This is a genomic window from Methylosinus sp. DMC45 (assembly GCF_056313885.1).
Genome location: NZ_JBQUZK010000054.1, coordinates 38,240 through 51,821, shown reverse-complemented (window position 1 = coordinate 51,821; position 13,582 = coordinate 38,240). Strand labels below are relative to the sequence as shown.

At 64.5% G+C, this 13,582-nt stretch carries 11 protein-coding genes; 9 read left to right on the top strand and 2 right to left on the bottom strand.

The window, feature by feature from the left end; genetic code table 11:
- Positions 1 to 9: 9 nt before the first annotated feature.
- Genes ACT53T_RS18455 through ACT53T_RS18430 form a run of 6 tightly spaced genes read left to right on the top strand, consistent with a single transcriptional unit; the run spans position 10 to position 4,690 of the window.
- Entirely contained in the window at positions 10 to 1,134 is a 1,125-nt protein-coding gene (locus ACT53T_RS18455) for an ABC transporter substrate-binding protein (RefSeq protein WP_476162335.1), read from the top strand.
- Positions 1,131 to 2,189, top strand: coding sequence for a FecCD family ABC transporter permease (locus ACT53T_RS18450; protein WP_476162334.1), 1,059 nt, complete (start codon positions 1,131 to 1,133; stop codon positions 2,187 to 2,189). The genes ACT53T_RS18455 and ACT53T_RS18450 overlap by 4 nt, the downstream gene beginning before the upstream one ends.
- Entirely contained in the window at positions 2,186 to 2,941 is a 756-nt protein-coding gene (locus tag ACT53T_RS18445; protein ID WP_476162333.1) for an ABC transporter ATP-binding protein, read from the top strand. Before ACT53T_RS18450 ends, ACT53T_RS18445 begins: the two co-directional genes overlap by 4 nt.
- A gap of 5 nt (positions 2,942 to 2,946) precedes the next feature.
- Positions 2,947 to 3,558, top strand: coding sequence for a hypothetical protein (locus ACT53T_RS18440; protein ID WP_476162368.1), 612 nt, complete (start codon positions 2,947 to 2,949; stop codon positions 3,556 to 3,558).
- Positions 3,555 to 4,160 carry a hypothetical protein gene (locus tag ACT53T_RS18435; protein WP_476162332.1) on the top strand — a complete coding sequence of 202 codons (606 nt, stop codon included), beginning with the start codon at positions 3,555 to 3,557 and terminating at the stop codon, positions 4,158 to 4,160. The genes ACT53T_RS18440 and ACT53T_RS18435 overlap by 4 nt, the downstream gene beginning before the upstream one ends.
- A 5-nt stretch (positions 4,161 to 4,165) precedes the next feature.
- The gene (locus ACT53T_RS18430; RefSeq protein WP_400771120.1) at positions 4,166 to 4,690 is read left to right on the top strand and encodes a hypothetical protein; all 525 of its coding nucleotides are present in this window, start codon (positions 4,166 to 4,168) and stop codon (positions 4,688 to 4,690) included.
- A 66-nt stretch (positions 4,691 to 4,756) separates the two neighbouring features.
- On the opposite strand, the gene ACT53T_RS18425 is transcribed toward ACT53T_RS18430, so the two are convergent.
- On the bottom strand, positions 4,757 to 6,952 hold the full coding sequence (locus tag ACT53T_RS18425) for a TonB-dependent receptor (RefSeq protein ID WP_476162331.1): 2,196 nt from the start codon (positions 6,950 to 6,952) through the stop codon (positions 4,757 to 4,759).
- 452 nt (positions 6,953 to 7,404) lie between these two features.
- On the bottom strand, positions 7,405 to 7,938 hold the full coding sequence (locus ACT53T_RS18420) for a hypothetical protein (protein ID WP_476162330.1): 534 nt from the start codon (positions 7,936 to 7,938) through the stop codon (positions 7,405 to 7,407).
- Between the two features lie 331 nt (positions 7,939 to 8,269).
- Here ACT53T_RS18420 and ACT53T_RS18415 point away from each other — a divergent pair, with 331 nt between their 5' ends.
- The 3 genes from ACT53T_RS18415 to ACT53T_RS18405 all read left to right on the top strand — a co-directional run bounded on the left by ACT53T_RS18415 (position 8,270) and on the right by ACT53T_RS18405 (position 13,502).
- Positions 8,270 to 8,938 carry a TetR/AcrR family transcriptional regulator gene (locus ACT53T_RS18415; protein WP_476162329.1) on the top strand — a complete coding sequence of 223 codons (669 nt, stop codon included), beginning with the start codon at positions 8,270 to 8,272 and terminating at the stop codon, positions 8,936 to 8,938.
- A 140-nt stretch (positions 8,939 to 9,078) separates the two neighbouring features.
- The gene (locus ACT53T_RS18410; RefSeq protein ID WP_400771130.1) at positions 9,079 to 10,236 is read left to right on the top strand and encodes an efflux RND transporter periplasmic adaptor subunit; all 1,158 of its coding nucleotides are present in this window, start codon (positions 9,079 to 9,081) and stop codon (positions 10,234 to 10,236) included.
- A 20-nt stretch (positions 10,237 to 10,256) separates the two neighbouring features.
- The gene (locus ACT53T_RS18405; RefSeq protein ID WP_476162328.1) at positions 10,257 to 13,502 is read left to right on the top strand and encodes an efflux RND transporter permease subunit; all 3,246 of its coding nucleotides are present in this window, start codon (positions 10,257 to 10,259) and stop codon (positions 13,500 to 13,502) included.
- Positions 13,503 to 13,582: the final 80 nt, after the last annotated feature.

The following is a 13,582-nucleotide window of genomic DNA, read 5'->3' as shown; positions in this document are numbered from 1 at the left end:
TCGACGAGCGTGGCTCCGAGCATTGCCTTCTACGAGGTGAGCATGAATCGGGTGGGAATTGTCGGCGGCGCAGCGTTGCTCGTCGCTTCTTGCGCGCCATTGCGCGCGCATGCCGATTGCTTCGCCGATCTCGCCGGGCGGGAGGTCTGTCTTTCGCATCCGGCGCGACGCGTCGTCACCATTCCCATGCCCTCCGCCTCCACTCTCATCGCCGTGGACGGCTCGGCGCAGCGCCTCGTCGGAATGCACCCTTCTTCGAAGAAAGCGATCGACGAGGGTCTGCTCGGACGCATGTTTCCGCAGGCGCGCGCCATAGACGCGTCGGTCGCCGGCGTCGGCGCAGATGGATTCATGCCCAATGTCGAGACGCTCGCGCTGCTCGATCCAGAGGTCGTCGTGCAATGGGGCGATCGTGGCGACGACATTGTCGGTCCCTTGCGCAACGCCGGCTTGCAGACGGCGCTGCTGCGCTATGGAACAGAGCCGCTGGCGCGCGGGAATCTCGCGCTGATGGCCGACATCGTCGGCAAGCCGGAGCGTGCGAAGGAACTGATCGCCTGGCGCGCCGCCACCGTCGCGGACATAGAGACCAAGGCGCGCGACATTCCCGAAGCGCGGCGGCTTCGCGTCGTCTATCTGCAGCGCGCCGCGAGCGGTCTCGCGGCGGCGGGCGCGAACAGCTATTATGATTTCTACATCCGCCTCGTCGGCGCCCGCAACGCCGCCGACGGTCTTTCGAGCGCGCCCGCGATCAGCGCCGAGCAGATCGCGCAATGGGACCCGGATGTGATCCTGCTCAACGGTTTCGAGGAAAAGCTCACGCCCGCACGCGTTTATGACGACGAGATATTGTCGGCGACGCGCGCCGCGCGCGAGCGGCGCGTCTATAAAATGCCAATCGGCGGCTATCGCTGGGACCCGCCCAGCCAGGAGAGTCCGTTGACCTGGATGTGGCTCGCCGATCTTCTCTATCCCGAGCTGTTCCATTATGATTTGCGCGCCGAGATCGTCGGCGCCTATCGGCTGCTCTACGGCCGGACGCCGTCGCAAGCGGATTTGGACGATGTGCTTCGCCTCTCGATCAATGGCGACGCGCGCTTTTACGATCGCTTTGCCGCGAGCGCGTCGAAATGAGCCTGCTCGCGACCGCGAGCGGCGATACGCCGCAAAAGCGCGCGCTTCCGGTCTGGGCGGGAGCGCTCGCCGTCGTCATGCTGCTTCTCGTCGCCGCGCTGACGGCGCTCTGCGTCGGACGTTTCCAGATCGCGCCGCAAAAGGCGATCGCAATATTGCTGTCGCGCGTCTCGAGTTCCACTGCGGATTGGAGCGCGATGGACGAGCGCATCGTTCTGCTGGTGCGGGCGCCGCGCGTGCTGCTCGCCGCTCTGTGCGGCGCGGGGCTCGCCGTGAGCGGCGCGGCGCTGCAGGGCGTGTTCCGCAATCCGCTGGTGGCGCCGCAAATTCTCGGCGTGTCGCCCGGCGCGGCCTTCGGCGGCGCGCTCGCGATCGCGCTCGGCTTCAGCGGCCTCGCGCTCATCGGCGCGGCTTTCGCTTCCGGCGCCTTCGCGCTCGCTCTGGTCGGCGCGCTGGCGCGCGTCGAGGGCCGCAGCGATACGGTGATGCTGGTGCTGACCGGCGTCGTCGTCGGCGCCTTGTTCGCCGCGCTCGTCTCATTGCTGCAATTTCTCGCCGATCCGAACAGCTCGCTGCCGGCCATCGTGTTCTGGCTGATGGGCAGCTTCTCCGCGGCGACCTGGGCGCGTCTCGGCGTCGCGGCGCCCGGCGTCCTCGTCGGAATGACAGCGCTTTGGCTCATGCGCTTTCGCATCAATGTCCTTTCGCTGGGCGAGGAGGAGGCGCGCGCGCTCGGCCTGCCGGTCGAGCGCGACCGTTGGCTCGTCTTCGCCGCCGTCGCGCTCATAGAGGGCGCGGCGGTCGCCGTCGCCGGCGTCGTCGGCTGGGTGGGGCTGATGGCGCCGCATGCCGCGCGTCTCCTGGTCGGCGCGGATCAGCGGGCGCTGCTCCCGGTCTCCGCCGCGCTCGGCGCGTCCTATCTGCTGCTCGTCGACAGTCTCGCGCGCAGCGCGACCGCGGCGGAGATACCGCTCGGCGTCATCACCGCGCTGATCGGCGCGCCGGCCTTCGCCGCACTGCTGCGGCAGACGCGCCGCAAGGAGCTCGCCACATGATCGGTCTCGACAAGGCCGGCGCGCAGCGCGGCCGGCGGTGGATCTTCACCGACATCTCCTTCATGCTCGAGGCGGGCCGCATTCTCGCCGTTCTGGGTCCGAACGGCCGCGGCAAGACGACGCTCATCAAGGCCCTCGCCGGGCTCGTTCCGCTCGCCGCCGGCCGCCGGGTCGCGCCGAATGTCATCGGCTATGTGTCCCAGTCGATCGGCGCCGATATTCCCTATCGCGCTCTCGATGTCGTCGTCATGGGCCGGGCGCGCGGCCTCGGCCTGTTCGGCGCGCCCGGGGCCGCCGACTATCGCGCCGCGGTCGAGGCGCTGGAGCTCGTCGGCGCGCGCGATTTCGCCGAGCGGCCGTTCGACAGGCTCTCCGGCGGCGAGCGGCAGATCGTGCTGCTCGCCCGCGCGCTCGCCACGGGCTCGCCGGCGCTGGTCCTCGACGAGCCGGCGTCGGCGCTCGATCTCGCCAATCAGAATCGTCTGCTCACAGTGCTGCGCGAGGTGAAGCGCCAGGGGCGTCACGCCATATTGTTCTCGACGCATTTGCCGCAGCATGCGCTGAGCGTCGCCGACGACGCGCTGCTCATGCTGGGACCATCGGAACATTCGATCGGCCCGACGCGCGCCGTTTTGAACGAAGCCGATCTCATGCGTCTCTATGGGCTGCCGGTGCGGCGCGTCACGCTCGACAATGACGGATGCGCGCCGATCGAAACGGTCGTTCCTTTGTTCGCGGGAGCCGGGCCGTGACGACTATGGCCGATCACGAGATTCTGCTCGTGCTGAGCGGCGACGGGCCGCCGTCCAAGGCTTTCGCCGTGCCGCTCGAGGCCGGCGCGCTGGCCATCGTGCGGCAGACGGAACTCGCCGATGCGCGTCTCGCGGCGGCGCGGGGCGTCGTCACGACGATGCATCTCGATCAGGTGGATTTCGCGCGCCGCTCGGCCGCGCTCGAAGCCTTTTTCGATCGCGGCGGACGGCTCGCCTTCATGGGCCATCTCGCGCGGCCGTTTCTGCCGCAGCTCGCGTCTTTCGTTCCGCTCGGCGCGGGACGCCGCGCCGATTTCGCGCTGGTCGCGCTCGGCGAACACGCCGTCTTCGAAGGGCTCGACCGCGCGCGGCTGGAGACGCGGCGCGGCGTCGCCGGCTTCTACGGCCGCGGACACGCGCCGATCCCGCCGGGCGGCCGCGCGCTCACCGGCCTCGGCCCGGGCGTAGCGCCGATCGATTGGATTTGGGAGCGGCCCGGGGGCGGCGCAATTCTGATGCACGCGGGCAATGATCTCTGGACCGTCTGCGACGATGCTTCCGTCAATGTCGCGCTCGCCGAGCGCATCGTCGCCTGGTGCTCGGGAGCGACGACATGAATCGCGTTCTCGCCATTCATTCGGGCGCGGCTTATCACTGTGAAGCGCTGGAAGCGCCGCGCTATGCGTCTCTCTTCGACGCGCTCGCGCGACCGGAGGAGCTCGGCGACATTGATCTGTCGCGCTTCGACATCGTGCTCGCGCCTTGCCGAACGCCTGCGAGCCGGCTCGCGCCGCATCGCGCGCGTCTTTCGGACTATCTCGATTCCGGCGGCGCCGTCGTCGCCATGGGCGAGACGGATCAGCATCTATGGCTGCCGTCGATCCGCTTCACCGGCGTTCCGACCAATTGGTGGTGGTGGCTCGAGCCGGGCGCGAGCCTCGGCCTGTCGATCGCAGATCCTGAGCATCCGCTGTTCGCGCGCATCGGCGCGAATGACATCGTCTGGCATCTGCATGGCGTCTTCGCGCCTCCGAAAGGCGCGCGTTCGCTCATAGACGACGCCGAGGGACGCTCGGTTCTCTATATCGACGAGGCGACGACGAAGGGCCGCATGCTGGTGACGAGCCTCGACCCTTTCTATCACCACGGATCGCATTTCATGCCGGCGGCGACGCGATTTCTCGACGGCTTTCTGCCCTGGCTGAAGGAGGAGTTCTGAAAAACATGACCGACGATTCGTTGACGGTGCTGGATCACGGCGAGCCGATCGCGATCTCCTTCGCGGATATTCTAAAATATCATGGCCGTAGCTTCATCGGCGGCGCGGCGCATGGCTTCAAGGCCATGCAGCGCGCTTTTCCGCTGCTATGCGCCGACGGTCGGCCGGAGCGCTACGAGCTGACGATCGCCACCGCTTTTCCGGGTCCTGGCGGCCGCGACGCGATCGAAATGACGACCCGCGCCTTCACCGGCGGACGCTATATGGTCGATCTCGATCTCGGCGGGCCGGATGTTGTCGAGAGCCCGCGCGGCCGCTATTTCTTTCGCTTCTCCTACCGCGACGCGAGCGTCGATGTGACCTTGCGCGAAGGCGTGGTGCGTGCGGAATTCATCGAGCTCTCCCGCCGCGGCGCTGCGACGCCGCAGGAAAGAGAGCGGCTCGAATGGCTGAAGCAGGATATGGCCGACCGCCTGATGAGCCTGCCGGCGGAAGAGGCCTATGACGCGGCCGCGCGCGCGGCTCTTTGATCGACTCGGAGACAAAAAAGAAGGCGGGTCCGACGACCCGCCTTTTTTCGTTCCATCCGCATTTCTTCAGAATTCATGCGTGAGCTTGATCATAAAATTGCGTCCGGGCTCGTGCAATGGATTCGTGACGCTGCGGCCGTAGGAGATATTGGCGAAAGTCGCAGCGTCCACATAGGCCGTGTTGAAGACGTTTTCGAGCCCGATGGCGAGTCGCGTGTCGCCGAGCCGCGGCGAGACCAGCACGCCGAGATCGAAGCTCGAATAGAGATTCAATGTGACATAGCCGGACGTCGCATATTCCTGCGTCGTGTCGATACGGGTCTTGGCGGCTGCGGCGTTGAGGACGGCTTGCAGCGAATAGCCGGCGCCGGGCGGCGCGACCTGCGCGCCGAAGCGCGCGCGGAAGGGCGCGATATTGGGCAGCGGCCGCCCGGTCGTCGTGTTCGTGCCTTCCAGCACTGTGAAATTGCCGAAGAGATTGAGCTCCGGCGTCGCCTGCCAGCGTCCTTCGAACTCGACGCCGTCGATCTCGGCGCGCCCGACATTCTGGCTCTGCGTGTAGGTGGAGACGCCCATATAAGTCACCGACTGCGTTTGCAGGAGGTTGTGATAGACGCTGTGGAAGCCCGTGATGCTCGCGGTCGCCTCCGCGATATGAAGGCGAAGGCCGCCTTCATAGGTCACGCCGGTCTCGGGCTGCAGATTGGGATTTGGCAATGACGTCGCCGTCGAATTGAACAGCTCGGCGTTGGTGGGATGGCGGAAGGCCGTCGAGACATTGCCGACGACGTCGAGAGTCGGGGCGACGCGCAACACGGCGCCGACGCTGCCGGTCGGCGCCAGCCGGTCTGTGTCGCTATTCGCCACATAGGCGGGCAGCAGCGCTGCGGAAGGGAGCGGCGACAGACGCGTCCGCGTGTTGAAATAATCGAGCCGGCCGCCGGCGGAGATGGTGAGCGCTTCGAGAGGCGTCCATTCGTGCAGCATGAAAATGCCGCCGTTGGTCTGAAACGATTCCGGCACGGATTGGGTCGCCGGCGAATATTTCAGAGCGGTCGCCACGCCGTTGGAGAGCGTCGCGGTGGCGGTGGTTCCGACGCTGCCGGGGCGGCGTTCATAGAACGCGTCGCCGCCGAATTTCGTCATCACATTGCCGAATCCGTCGATCGACCAGGGCGCGACGGCGAGCACGCGTCCGCCGATGACGACCGGCCCGATCACATGGCTGTCCGAGAACACCGCCTGCTTCGCGCTCGTCGTGTTGACGGTGAGAAGATGCGTGTCGAAATAATTGACATAGGCGGAAGCTTCGACATGAGAGATCAGGCTGCCGGTGAAGTCGCCGGAATAGGCGAGGCGGCCCATCAGCAGCTCGTTGGGACTCTGCCGCACATTGAGATAGGGGTAGCCTGGCGCGCCGCCGACGCCTCCGGCGCGTCCGTCTGTTTCCACATAGCCGCGAAAGCTCGCTTGAAGGCGTTGATCCGGCGTCGGCGCATAGCCGAGCGTGAAATCGCCGCCGACGCTGCGGTAATCGCCGTTGCGCGCCACTCCCGAAGGCGTCTCGTAAGAGAGGCCTTTGCGTCCGGCGAGGCCGCCCCTCACCGAGAATCCGTCGCCTGCGCCCTCCGCCCATTCATATGTGCTGAGCGCCGTCGCCGCGCTCGCGAAACCGAACGAGGCGCCGCCGCGTGTGAAACGGAAAGGGCCGTCGACATCGGACGACGGGCGTCGCGTGACGACATTGACGAGGCCGGTGAGCGCGTCGCTGCCATAGAGCACGGAGGCCGGCCCTCGGATCACCTCGACCTGCTCGATCTCCTCCGGCGCGAAATAATTGAGCTGCAGCGTGTTGCGGCCGTGCAGGCGATCGCCGTCGACATAGAGCGGCGAGCGCATGGTGTTGGAGCTGAAGCCGCGCAGATAGATCTGTCCGCCGATTCCGCCCGCGCGCGCAATGGAGACGCCGGGCGCCTGAGCGAGGATTTCGAGAAGACCCGTAGGATTGGCGAGCTCGATCTGCTGTCGATCGACGACGGAGATCGTCTGCGTGATTTGCTTCAGGCTCTTCGTCTCCGCATATGTGGGGCCGAGTGGTCCGACGACGGGCCGGCGCTCTTTGCCTCGCCCGCCGTCATTCGATGATTGCGCCGCCACATCGATCGGCGGCAGGGCTTCCTGCGCGAGAGCGTGACCCATGACGAGCGACAAGAGGAGCGTCGATGCGACGGTGGAAGATGCTTCGATATTGACACGCGACATGTTTTCGACCTCGCTCGGCTATACTATTGGGCGAGGACTACTGATAGCGAAGCAACAAGCGCTCGGTGGCTGAAACATTTCCAATAAAGGCCGCTTTCCGGGTAGATTAGACATATTCGCAAGTATCTAAGCTCATGCCGCCGATGCTGCGCGCAAGATGTCGGACCAGCTCGATTCTGGACGACGCCGCCGCGCGTCCGCCACGAGAGCCGGCCACGATGATCTGGGATCGGCTGGATGCGGGGCGGCTCGATTTCGTCGCTGCGCGGAGCGCGTCGCCCGACGTGGATCGGAAAGCGGGACGCGCTCGCCGGAACTCCATCCGAACGACGGTCGCCCGACAATTCGGTTGGAGGATGGCGCCGGCTCGGCGTTTCGCGCCGAGCCGGAATTGCGTTTCGATCAACCGAGGAACTTCGCCCGATTGTCGGCGGCGTAGACAGCGATCGTCTTCAGGTGTTCCTCTTCATCGATATCGGGCGGCGCCGCAGATAGAGGAAGAAGGCCACGGCTACGCCGATCATCTGCAGGATATAGACCGGCAGCAAGCGCATGAAGGTCATGCCGACCGAGAAGGGAAACCGCGAAACCCAGTGTTCGCCGTGGTCGCCCGTGACGGTGACGATGCCGATGAAATAGCCGGCGTCTGGAAAAACATGCTCGAAATTGATGGTGCCGGTCGGATAGACGTGAGGCGGCTTGTAAGCGACGGTGACGGCGTCGATGTCTTCCTGCTCTTCGCGGCCGGTGTCCTTGACGATGCGAATCTCGATCGCCATGCCGCGCAATTCATCCTGTTCTGCGTCGAGCGCGATGATCGCGTGGCCAGTTGACGGAATATCGACGCAAAACTCCGAGCGCGAGGCGTCCGGCGAGTAGCTGGCGAGATTCATGACGTCGGGACCGACAAAAATCTGACATCGGCTTTCCCATTTCGCGCCATGGGCGGAGGCCGGAGCGATAAAGGCCGGCGATGTCAGCGACAAAATGGCTGCGCCGGCCAGGGCTCGAACGAGCGACCGAGAGGGACGCGTCCGCATCGATGGCCGGGAGCGGACAAGGGCGCCTTTGGAGGTCGGAATTCGTCCGCGAGGCATGTCGCCGATCGTCCTTCTTCGCTTTCTGATAGGGAGGCCTGCGAATGAGCGGTTCCCGCATTCTGCAGCAAAATGTGATCCGCTTGCAACCCACAGCCGCGCTAGAGTCGACGCCATTGTGAGGTGATCGCTTCAGCGGTGGCGGTACTATAGCGCCATTGACACAGAGCCTTACGCACGATATGTGTGTGATCACATACATAATCTAATGGAGCGCGCCTTGTCCGTCGCCACTGTCAACAAGCCGAGAGCCCGCGACCGCCAAGCGACCAAGGAGGCTCTCATGGCCGCCGCCGTGACGGTCATCGCCGAATGCGGCTACGAGGGAGCGACGACGCGCGCGATCGCCGACGCCGCGGGTTGCTCGGAGGCTCTGATCCAGCGCTATTTCAACGGCAAGGAAGGGCTGCTGCTGGCCATTCTCGACAAGGAGGACGACCGCTCCGACGCGGCGCTCTTTTTGGGGCGCCCGCTCTGCTCGAGCTTGGCGCAGGAAGCGCGAGAGATGCTCGCGCATTCGGTCGAGAAGATATCGGAACGATCCGACCGAATTCGCATCGTGATCTCGAGAGCCTTGCTCGACGAAGCCTTCAAGGCTCGCTTCAACCGCATTTGGATCCGCGAAGACGTCAAGAGCGGCCTCGAATCGAGACTCGCTCGCTACGTCTATGCCGGAATGGCCGATCCCGATCTCGATATCGGCGCCGCCGCCGAAATGCTGCTCAGCCTGAGTTTCGAATTGGGCTTCATCCATCGTGAGCTCCTGCAGACATCCCCCGACCGGACGAATCGGCTTCTCGAACAGTTCGCGGAAATGTTCGGTCGCGCGATTTCGGCGCCGCTCTCGACAGGCCGTTCGGTCTCCGAGTCCGGGGACGCTCCACGTTGACGGAAACGTCTCCGACGCCTCGCCTCGAAAGCCACGCAGCAATCCGCATTCTTCTGGAGCAAAACCGCATGAGCCCGATGTCTCTTCGAATCCAGTCGCCTATCGTCGCCCAGAGGGCTCGGCTGTCGTCGCGCCAACGCGTGGCGGGCCTCTTCGGCCGTTTCCTATGGCTGCTCTCGGTCACATTCTTCGCGAGCTGCGGCCAGGCAGGCGGCGCACAGCCGTCGCCTCCGCCCGCGCAAGCAGGCTTTATCGTCGTCCGCTTACAGCCGATCGCCCGCGTGACGGAATTGCCCGGCCGCACGACGGCCGTTTTGACCGCGGACGTGCGGCCGCAGGTCAACGGAGTCGTGCTCAAGCGGCTGTTCGAAGAAGGCAGCGAAGTGAAGGAGGGCCAACAGCTCTACCAGATCGATGCTGCGCTCTATCAAGCGACATATGACAGCGCGGTCGCCACATTGTCGCGCAGTCAGGCGACGCTGGTCGCGGCCAACGCCAAAGCCGCTCGTTACAGATCGCTGTCTTCGATGAAAGCGGTCAGCAAGCAGGAATTGGAGGACGCAGTGGCGGCGGCGCAGCAGGCGGAGGCGGATATCGCGATCGCGCAGGCCAGCATAGCCCAAGCAAAAATCAACCTCTCCTACACGAAAGTTCTGGCGCCCATCTCCGGCCGCATCGGGCGATCCACGGTCACGCCGGGCGCGCTCGTGACCGCCAATCAGAGCACCATGCTCGCGACAGTCACCCAGCTCGATCCGATCTATGTCGATGTGACGCAATCGGCGACGACTTTATTGCGTCTGCGGAAGGCGCTCGCGAGCGGCGAGATCGAAAGCGTCGGCCGCGGCGCGGCAAAGGTCACTTTGAAGCTCGAAGACAACAGCGCATATGAGCTCACGGGCAAGCTGCAATTCTCGGAGGTCACGGTCGACGAGGGGACGGGGACCGTTCTCATGAGGGCCATCTTCCCCAATCCTAAGCACCTCTTGCTGCCGGGCATGTATGTGCACGCGACCTTGCAGGAAGGGATGGATCGAAACGGCGTTTTGATCCCGCAGCAGGCCGTGTCCCGCAATACGCATGGCGACGCGACCGTCCTCCTGATCGGAGACGGCGACAAGGCGAGCCTACGCATCATACAAACGGGCCAGGCCATCGGAGACAAATGGATCGTCACCGCTGGTCTACACGCTGGCGAACGCGTCATTGTCGACGGATTGCAGAACATTCGTCCAGGCGACGTCGTTCGTCCCATAGCGGTCGAAGACGCGGCCGTCGGCGCCGACAATAAATCCTGAGCCCCGCGGGAGCGCCCTCGATGTCACGTTTCTTCATCGACCGTCCGGTCTTCGCATGGGTGCTCGGCCTGATCGTGATGCTGCTCGGCGGGATCTCGATCTTTCGGCTTCCGATCGCGCAATATCCCAGCATCGCTCCGCCGCAAATCTCGATCTCGGTCGCTTATCCGGGCGCCTCCGCCCAGACGGTCATGGATACCGTCGTCCGACCCATTCTCCAGCAGATGTCCGGCCTGGACGGCTTGGAGTATGTGTCGTCGAGCGCCCAATCCAATGGCTCGATGGAGATAGACCTGACATTCGCGCAGGGCGTGGACCCGAACATCGCGCAGGTGCAAGTCCAGAACAAGCTGTCTCTCGCCCAGCCGACTCTGCCGACCGAGGTCACTCAGCAAGGAATCAAGGTCAACAAATCGGTCAGAAGCTTCATGATGATCGTCGGCGTGTATTCCGACGACGGCGCCATGTCGGCCATCGACATAGATGACTATGTCGCTTCCAATCTCAAGGATCCATTGACCCGCATCACGGGCGTCGGCGACTTCACGTCTTTCGGATCCGAATACGCCATGCGCATTTGGCTCGACCCGGACAAGCTCTATAAATATTCGCTGACCGTCGGCGATGTGACGAGCGCGCTCACCGCGCAGAATGTGCAGGTGTCGTCGGGCGAGCTCGGCGGGCTGCCGGCCAGCCGAGGAAACAGGCTCGACGCCGCCATCATCGGACCGACCCGGCTCGAGACTCCCGAGCAATTCGAAAATATCTTGCTCAAGGTGAATCCCAGCGGCTCGCAAGTCCGACTGCGGGACGTTGCGCGCGTCGAAATCGGCGCGCAATCCTATTCCACGGCGTCTCTCTATAACGGCAAGCCATTCGGCGCTCTCGCGCTGAAGCTCGCCCCGGGAGCCAACCAGCTCTCCACGGAGTCCGCGGTGCGCGCCGAGCTCGCGCGTCTCGAGCAGTTCTTCCCGCCTGGTCTCAAGCTCGCCTATCCGCTCGACACAGAGCCTTTCATCACGCTCTCCATCGAAGAAGTCGTGAAGACTCTCTTCGAAGCCGTCGCGCTGGTCTTTCTGGTCATGCTGGTCTTTCTGCAGAATCTCCGCGCGACGCTCATTCCGACGATCGCCGTGCCGATCGTGCTGCTCGGCACATTCGGCGTGCTCGCCGCCTTCGGCTATTCGATCAACACGCTGACCATGCTCGCAATGGTGCTCGCCGTCGGCCTTCTCGTCGATGACGCCATCGTCGTCGTCGAAAATGTCGAGCGGCTCATGAGCGAGAAGGGCTTGTCGCCGCGTGAAGCCGCGCGCGCGTCGATGGACGAGATATCCGGCGCCCTCGTCGGAATCGCGCTGGTGCTCTCGGCGGTGTTCCTTCCCATGGCGTTTTTCGGCGGCTCCACCGGCGTCATCTATCGCCAATTTTCTGTGACGATCGTGTCCGCGATGACGCTCTCCGCGCTCGTGGCGCTGATTCTCACTCCGGCTCTCTGCGCGACTCTGTTGCGGAGCAGCGCGCATGCGCGCGAGCGCAAGACCGGCTTTTCCAAATGGTTCGATGCGATGTTCGATCGCGTCAACGAGCGCTACAAGAACGGCGTCTATAATTTGATCGCTCATTCGCGCGCCCGCTTTCTGATCTTCATCGCGATCACCGCAGCCGTGGTCGTGATGTTCGGCCGCATGCCGACGGGCTTTCTTCCCGAAGAGGATCAGGCGCTCTTGTTCGGCCAAGTGACCATGCCGACCGGCGCGACCGCCGAGCAAACGGCGCGGATGAACGAGCAGCTGACGGAATATCTTCTGACGGCCGAAAAGGACAATGTCGAATCGGTGCTGACGGTCTCCGGCTTCAATTTCGGCGGCCAAGCGCAGAACGCCGGCTTTGCGGCGATCAAGCTGAAGGACTGGTCGGCAAGGCCGAATCCCGCGCAGAGCGGCGCGGCGGTCGCCGGCCGCGTGATGCGGCGTTTCGCCGGCAACCGTGACGGCCGCCTGTTCGTTTTCCAGCCGCCGGCCGTGATGGAGCTCGGCAACGCCACGGGCTTCGACCTTCAGCTCGAAGACCGAGGCCGGCTCGGTCACGACAAGCTTCTCGCCGCGCGCAATCAATTGCTCGCAATGGCGGCGCAGGATCCCGCGCTCGCCGGCGTGCGCCCGAACGGCCTCGAAGATGCGCCGCAATACAGGTTGAAGATCGATCGCGAGAAGGCCAATGCGCTCGGCGTCTCGGTCAGCGATCTCAACGCCGCGATACAGGGCGCTCTCGGCTCGCAATACGTCAACCAGTTCCTGCGAGCGGGACGCGTGAAGCAGGTCTATGTGCAAGGCGACACGAGCTCGCGAATGTCCCCTTCGGATCTCGCGCGATGGCATGTGCGCAATTCATCCGGCAAGATGGTTCCGTTCGACGCCTTCGTCGATGGCGCATGGACATCGGGCCCGCAAAAGGTGGAAGGCTACAATGGCCTCACATCCTTCGAAATTCTCGGCGCCCCTGCGCCCGGCCACAGCACGGGCGAAGCTATTGCGGCGATGCAGCGTCTCATCGAGAAGCTTCCTCCAGGCGTCGGCTACGAATGGACCGGCCTCTCCTATGAGGAGCAGAAATCCGGCGCCCAGACGGCCCCGCTCTATGCCCTCTCGCTCACCGTGGTGCTGCTCTGTCTCGCGGCTCTATATGAAAGCTGGACGATTCCTCTCGCCGTCATTCTGGTGGTCCCGCTCGGCGTCATCGGCTCGATCGTAGCGACGCTGGGAAGCGGACTGGCCAATGACGTCTATTTTCAGGTCGGCCTTCTCACGACGGTCGGTCTCGCAGTGAAGAATGCGATCCTGATCGTGGAATTCGCAAAGGCGTTCTTCGACGCGGGAGCGACGCTCGAGGACGCCGCGATCGCCGCGGCCGGAGAGAGGTTGCGGCCGATCTTGATGACGTCCATCGCTTTCGTCGTCGGCACGCTGCCTCTGGTCGTGGCGACGGGAGCAGGTTCGGCCGCCCGCATCGCGATCGGCACGGCCGTGGTCGGCGGCATGCTCTCGGCGACACTTCTGGCGATCTTCTTCGTGCCGGCTCTCTTCGTCTCCGTTTTGGGCGCCTTTCGTGTGAGGCCGAGCCGCGGCGTCGCGCATCCATCGACGCTGGCGACGCAAGAGGCGCTCGCGTCATTGGAGGACGCCTCTCATTGCGGTCGTGCGCTTTCGCCTCGTTCGAGGCTTTACGACGGCGGCTGCGGTGGTGAGCTAAACCGTTCAGTCTAGTCCGCCGCCGGGTGAGGAAGCAGGATCATGCCGCTCGTCGTTTCGATCGACCAATGGGATCGCCCCGTCGAAGGGCGTGG

Excerpts from the sequence above, each read along its gene's own strand:
- ACT53T_RS18450 (WP_476162334.1), top strand. The coding sequence starts at position 1,131 with ATGAGCCTGCTCGCGACCGCGAGCGGCGATACGCCGCAAAAGCGCGCG.
- ACT53T_RS18445 (WP_476162333.1), top strand. The coding sequence starts at position 2,186 with ATGATCGGTCTCGACAAGGCCGGCGCGCAGCGCGGCCGGCGGTGGATC.
- ACT53T_RS18440 (WP_476162368.1), top strand. The coding sequence starts at position 2,947 with ATGGCCGATCACGAGATTCTGCTCGTGCTGAGCGGCGACGGGCCGCCG.
- ACT53T_RS18435 (WP_476162332.1), top strand. The coding sequence starts at position 3,555 with ATGAATCGCGTTCTCGCCATTCATTCGGGCGCGGCTTATCACTGTGAA.
- ACT53T_RS18430 (WP_400771120.1), top strand. The coding sequence starts at position 4,166 with ATGACCGACGATTCGTTGACGGTGCTGGATCACGGCGAGCCGATCGCG.
- ACT53T_RS18425 (WP_476162331.1), bottom strand. The coding sequence starts at position 6,952 with ATGTCGCGTGTCAATATCGAAGCATCTTCCACCGTCGCATCGACGCTC.
- ACT53T_RS18405 (WP_476162328.1), top strand. The coding sequence starts at position 10,257 with ATGTCACGTTTCTTCATCGACCGTCCGGTCTTCGCATGGGTGCTCGGC.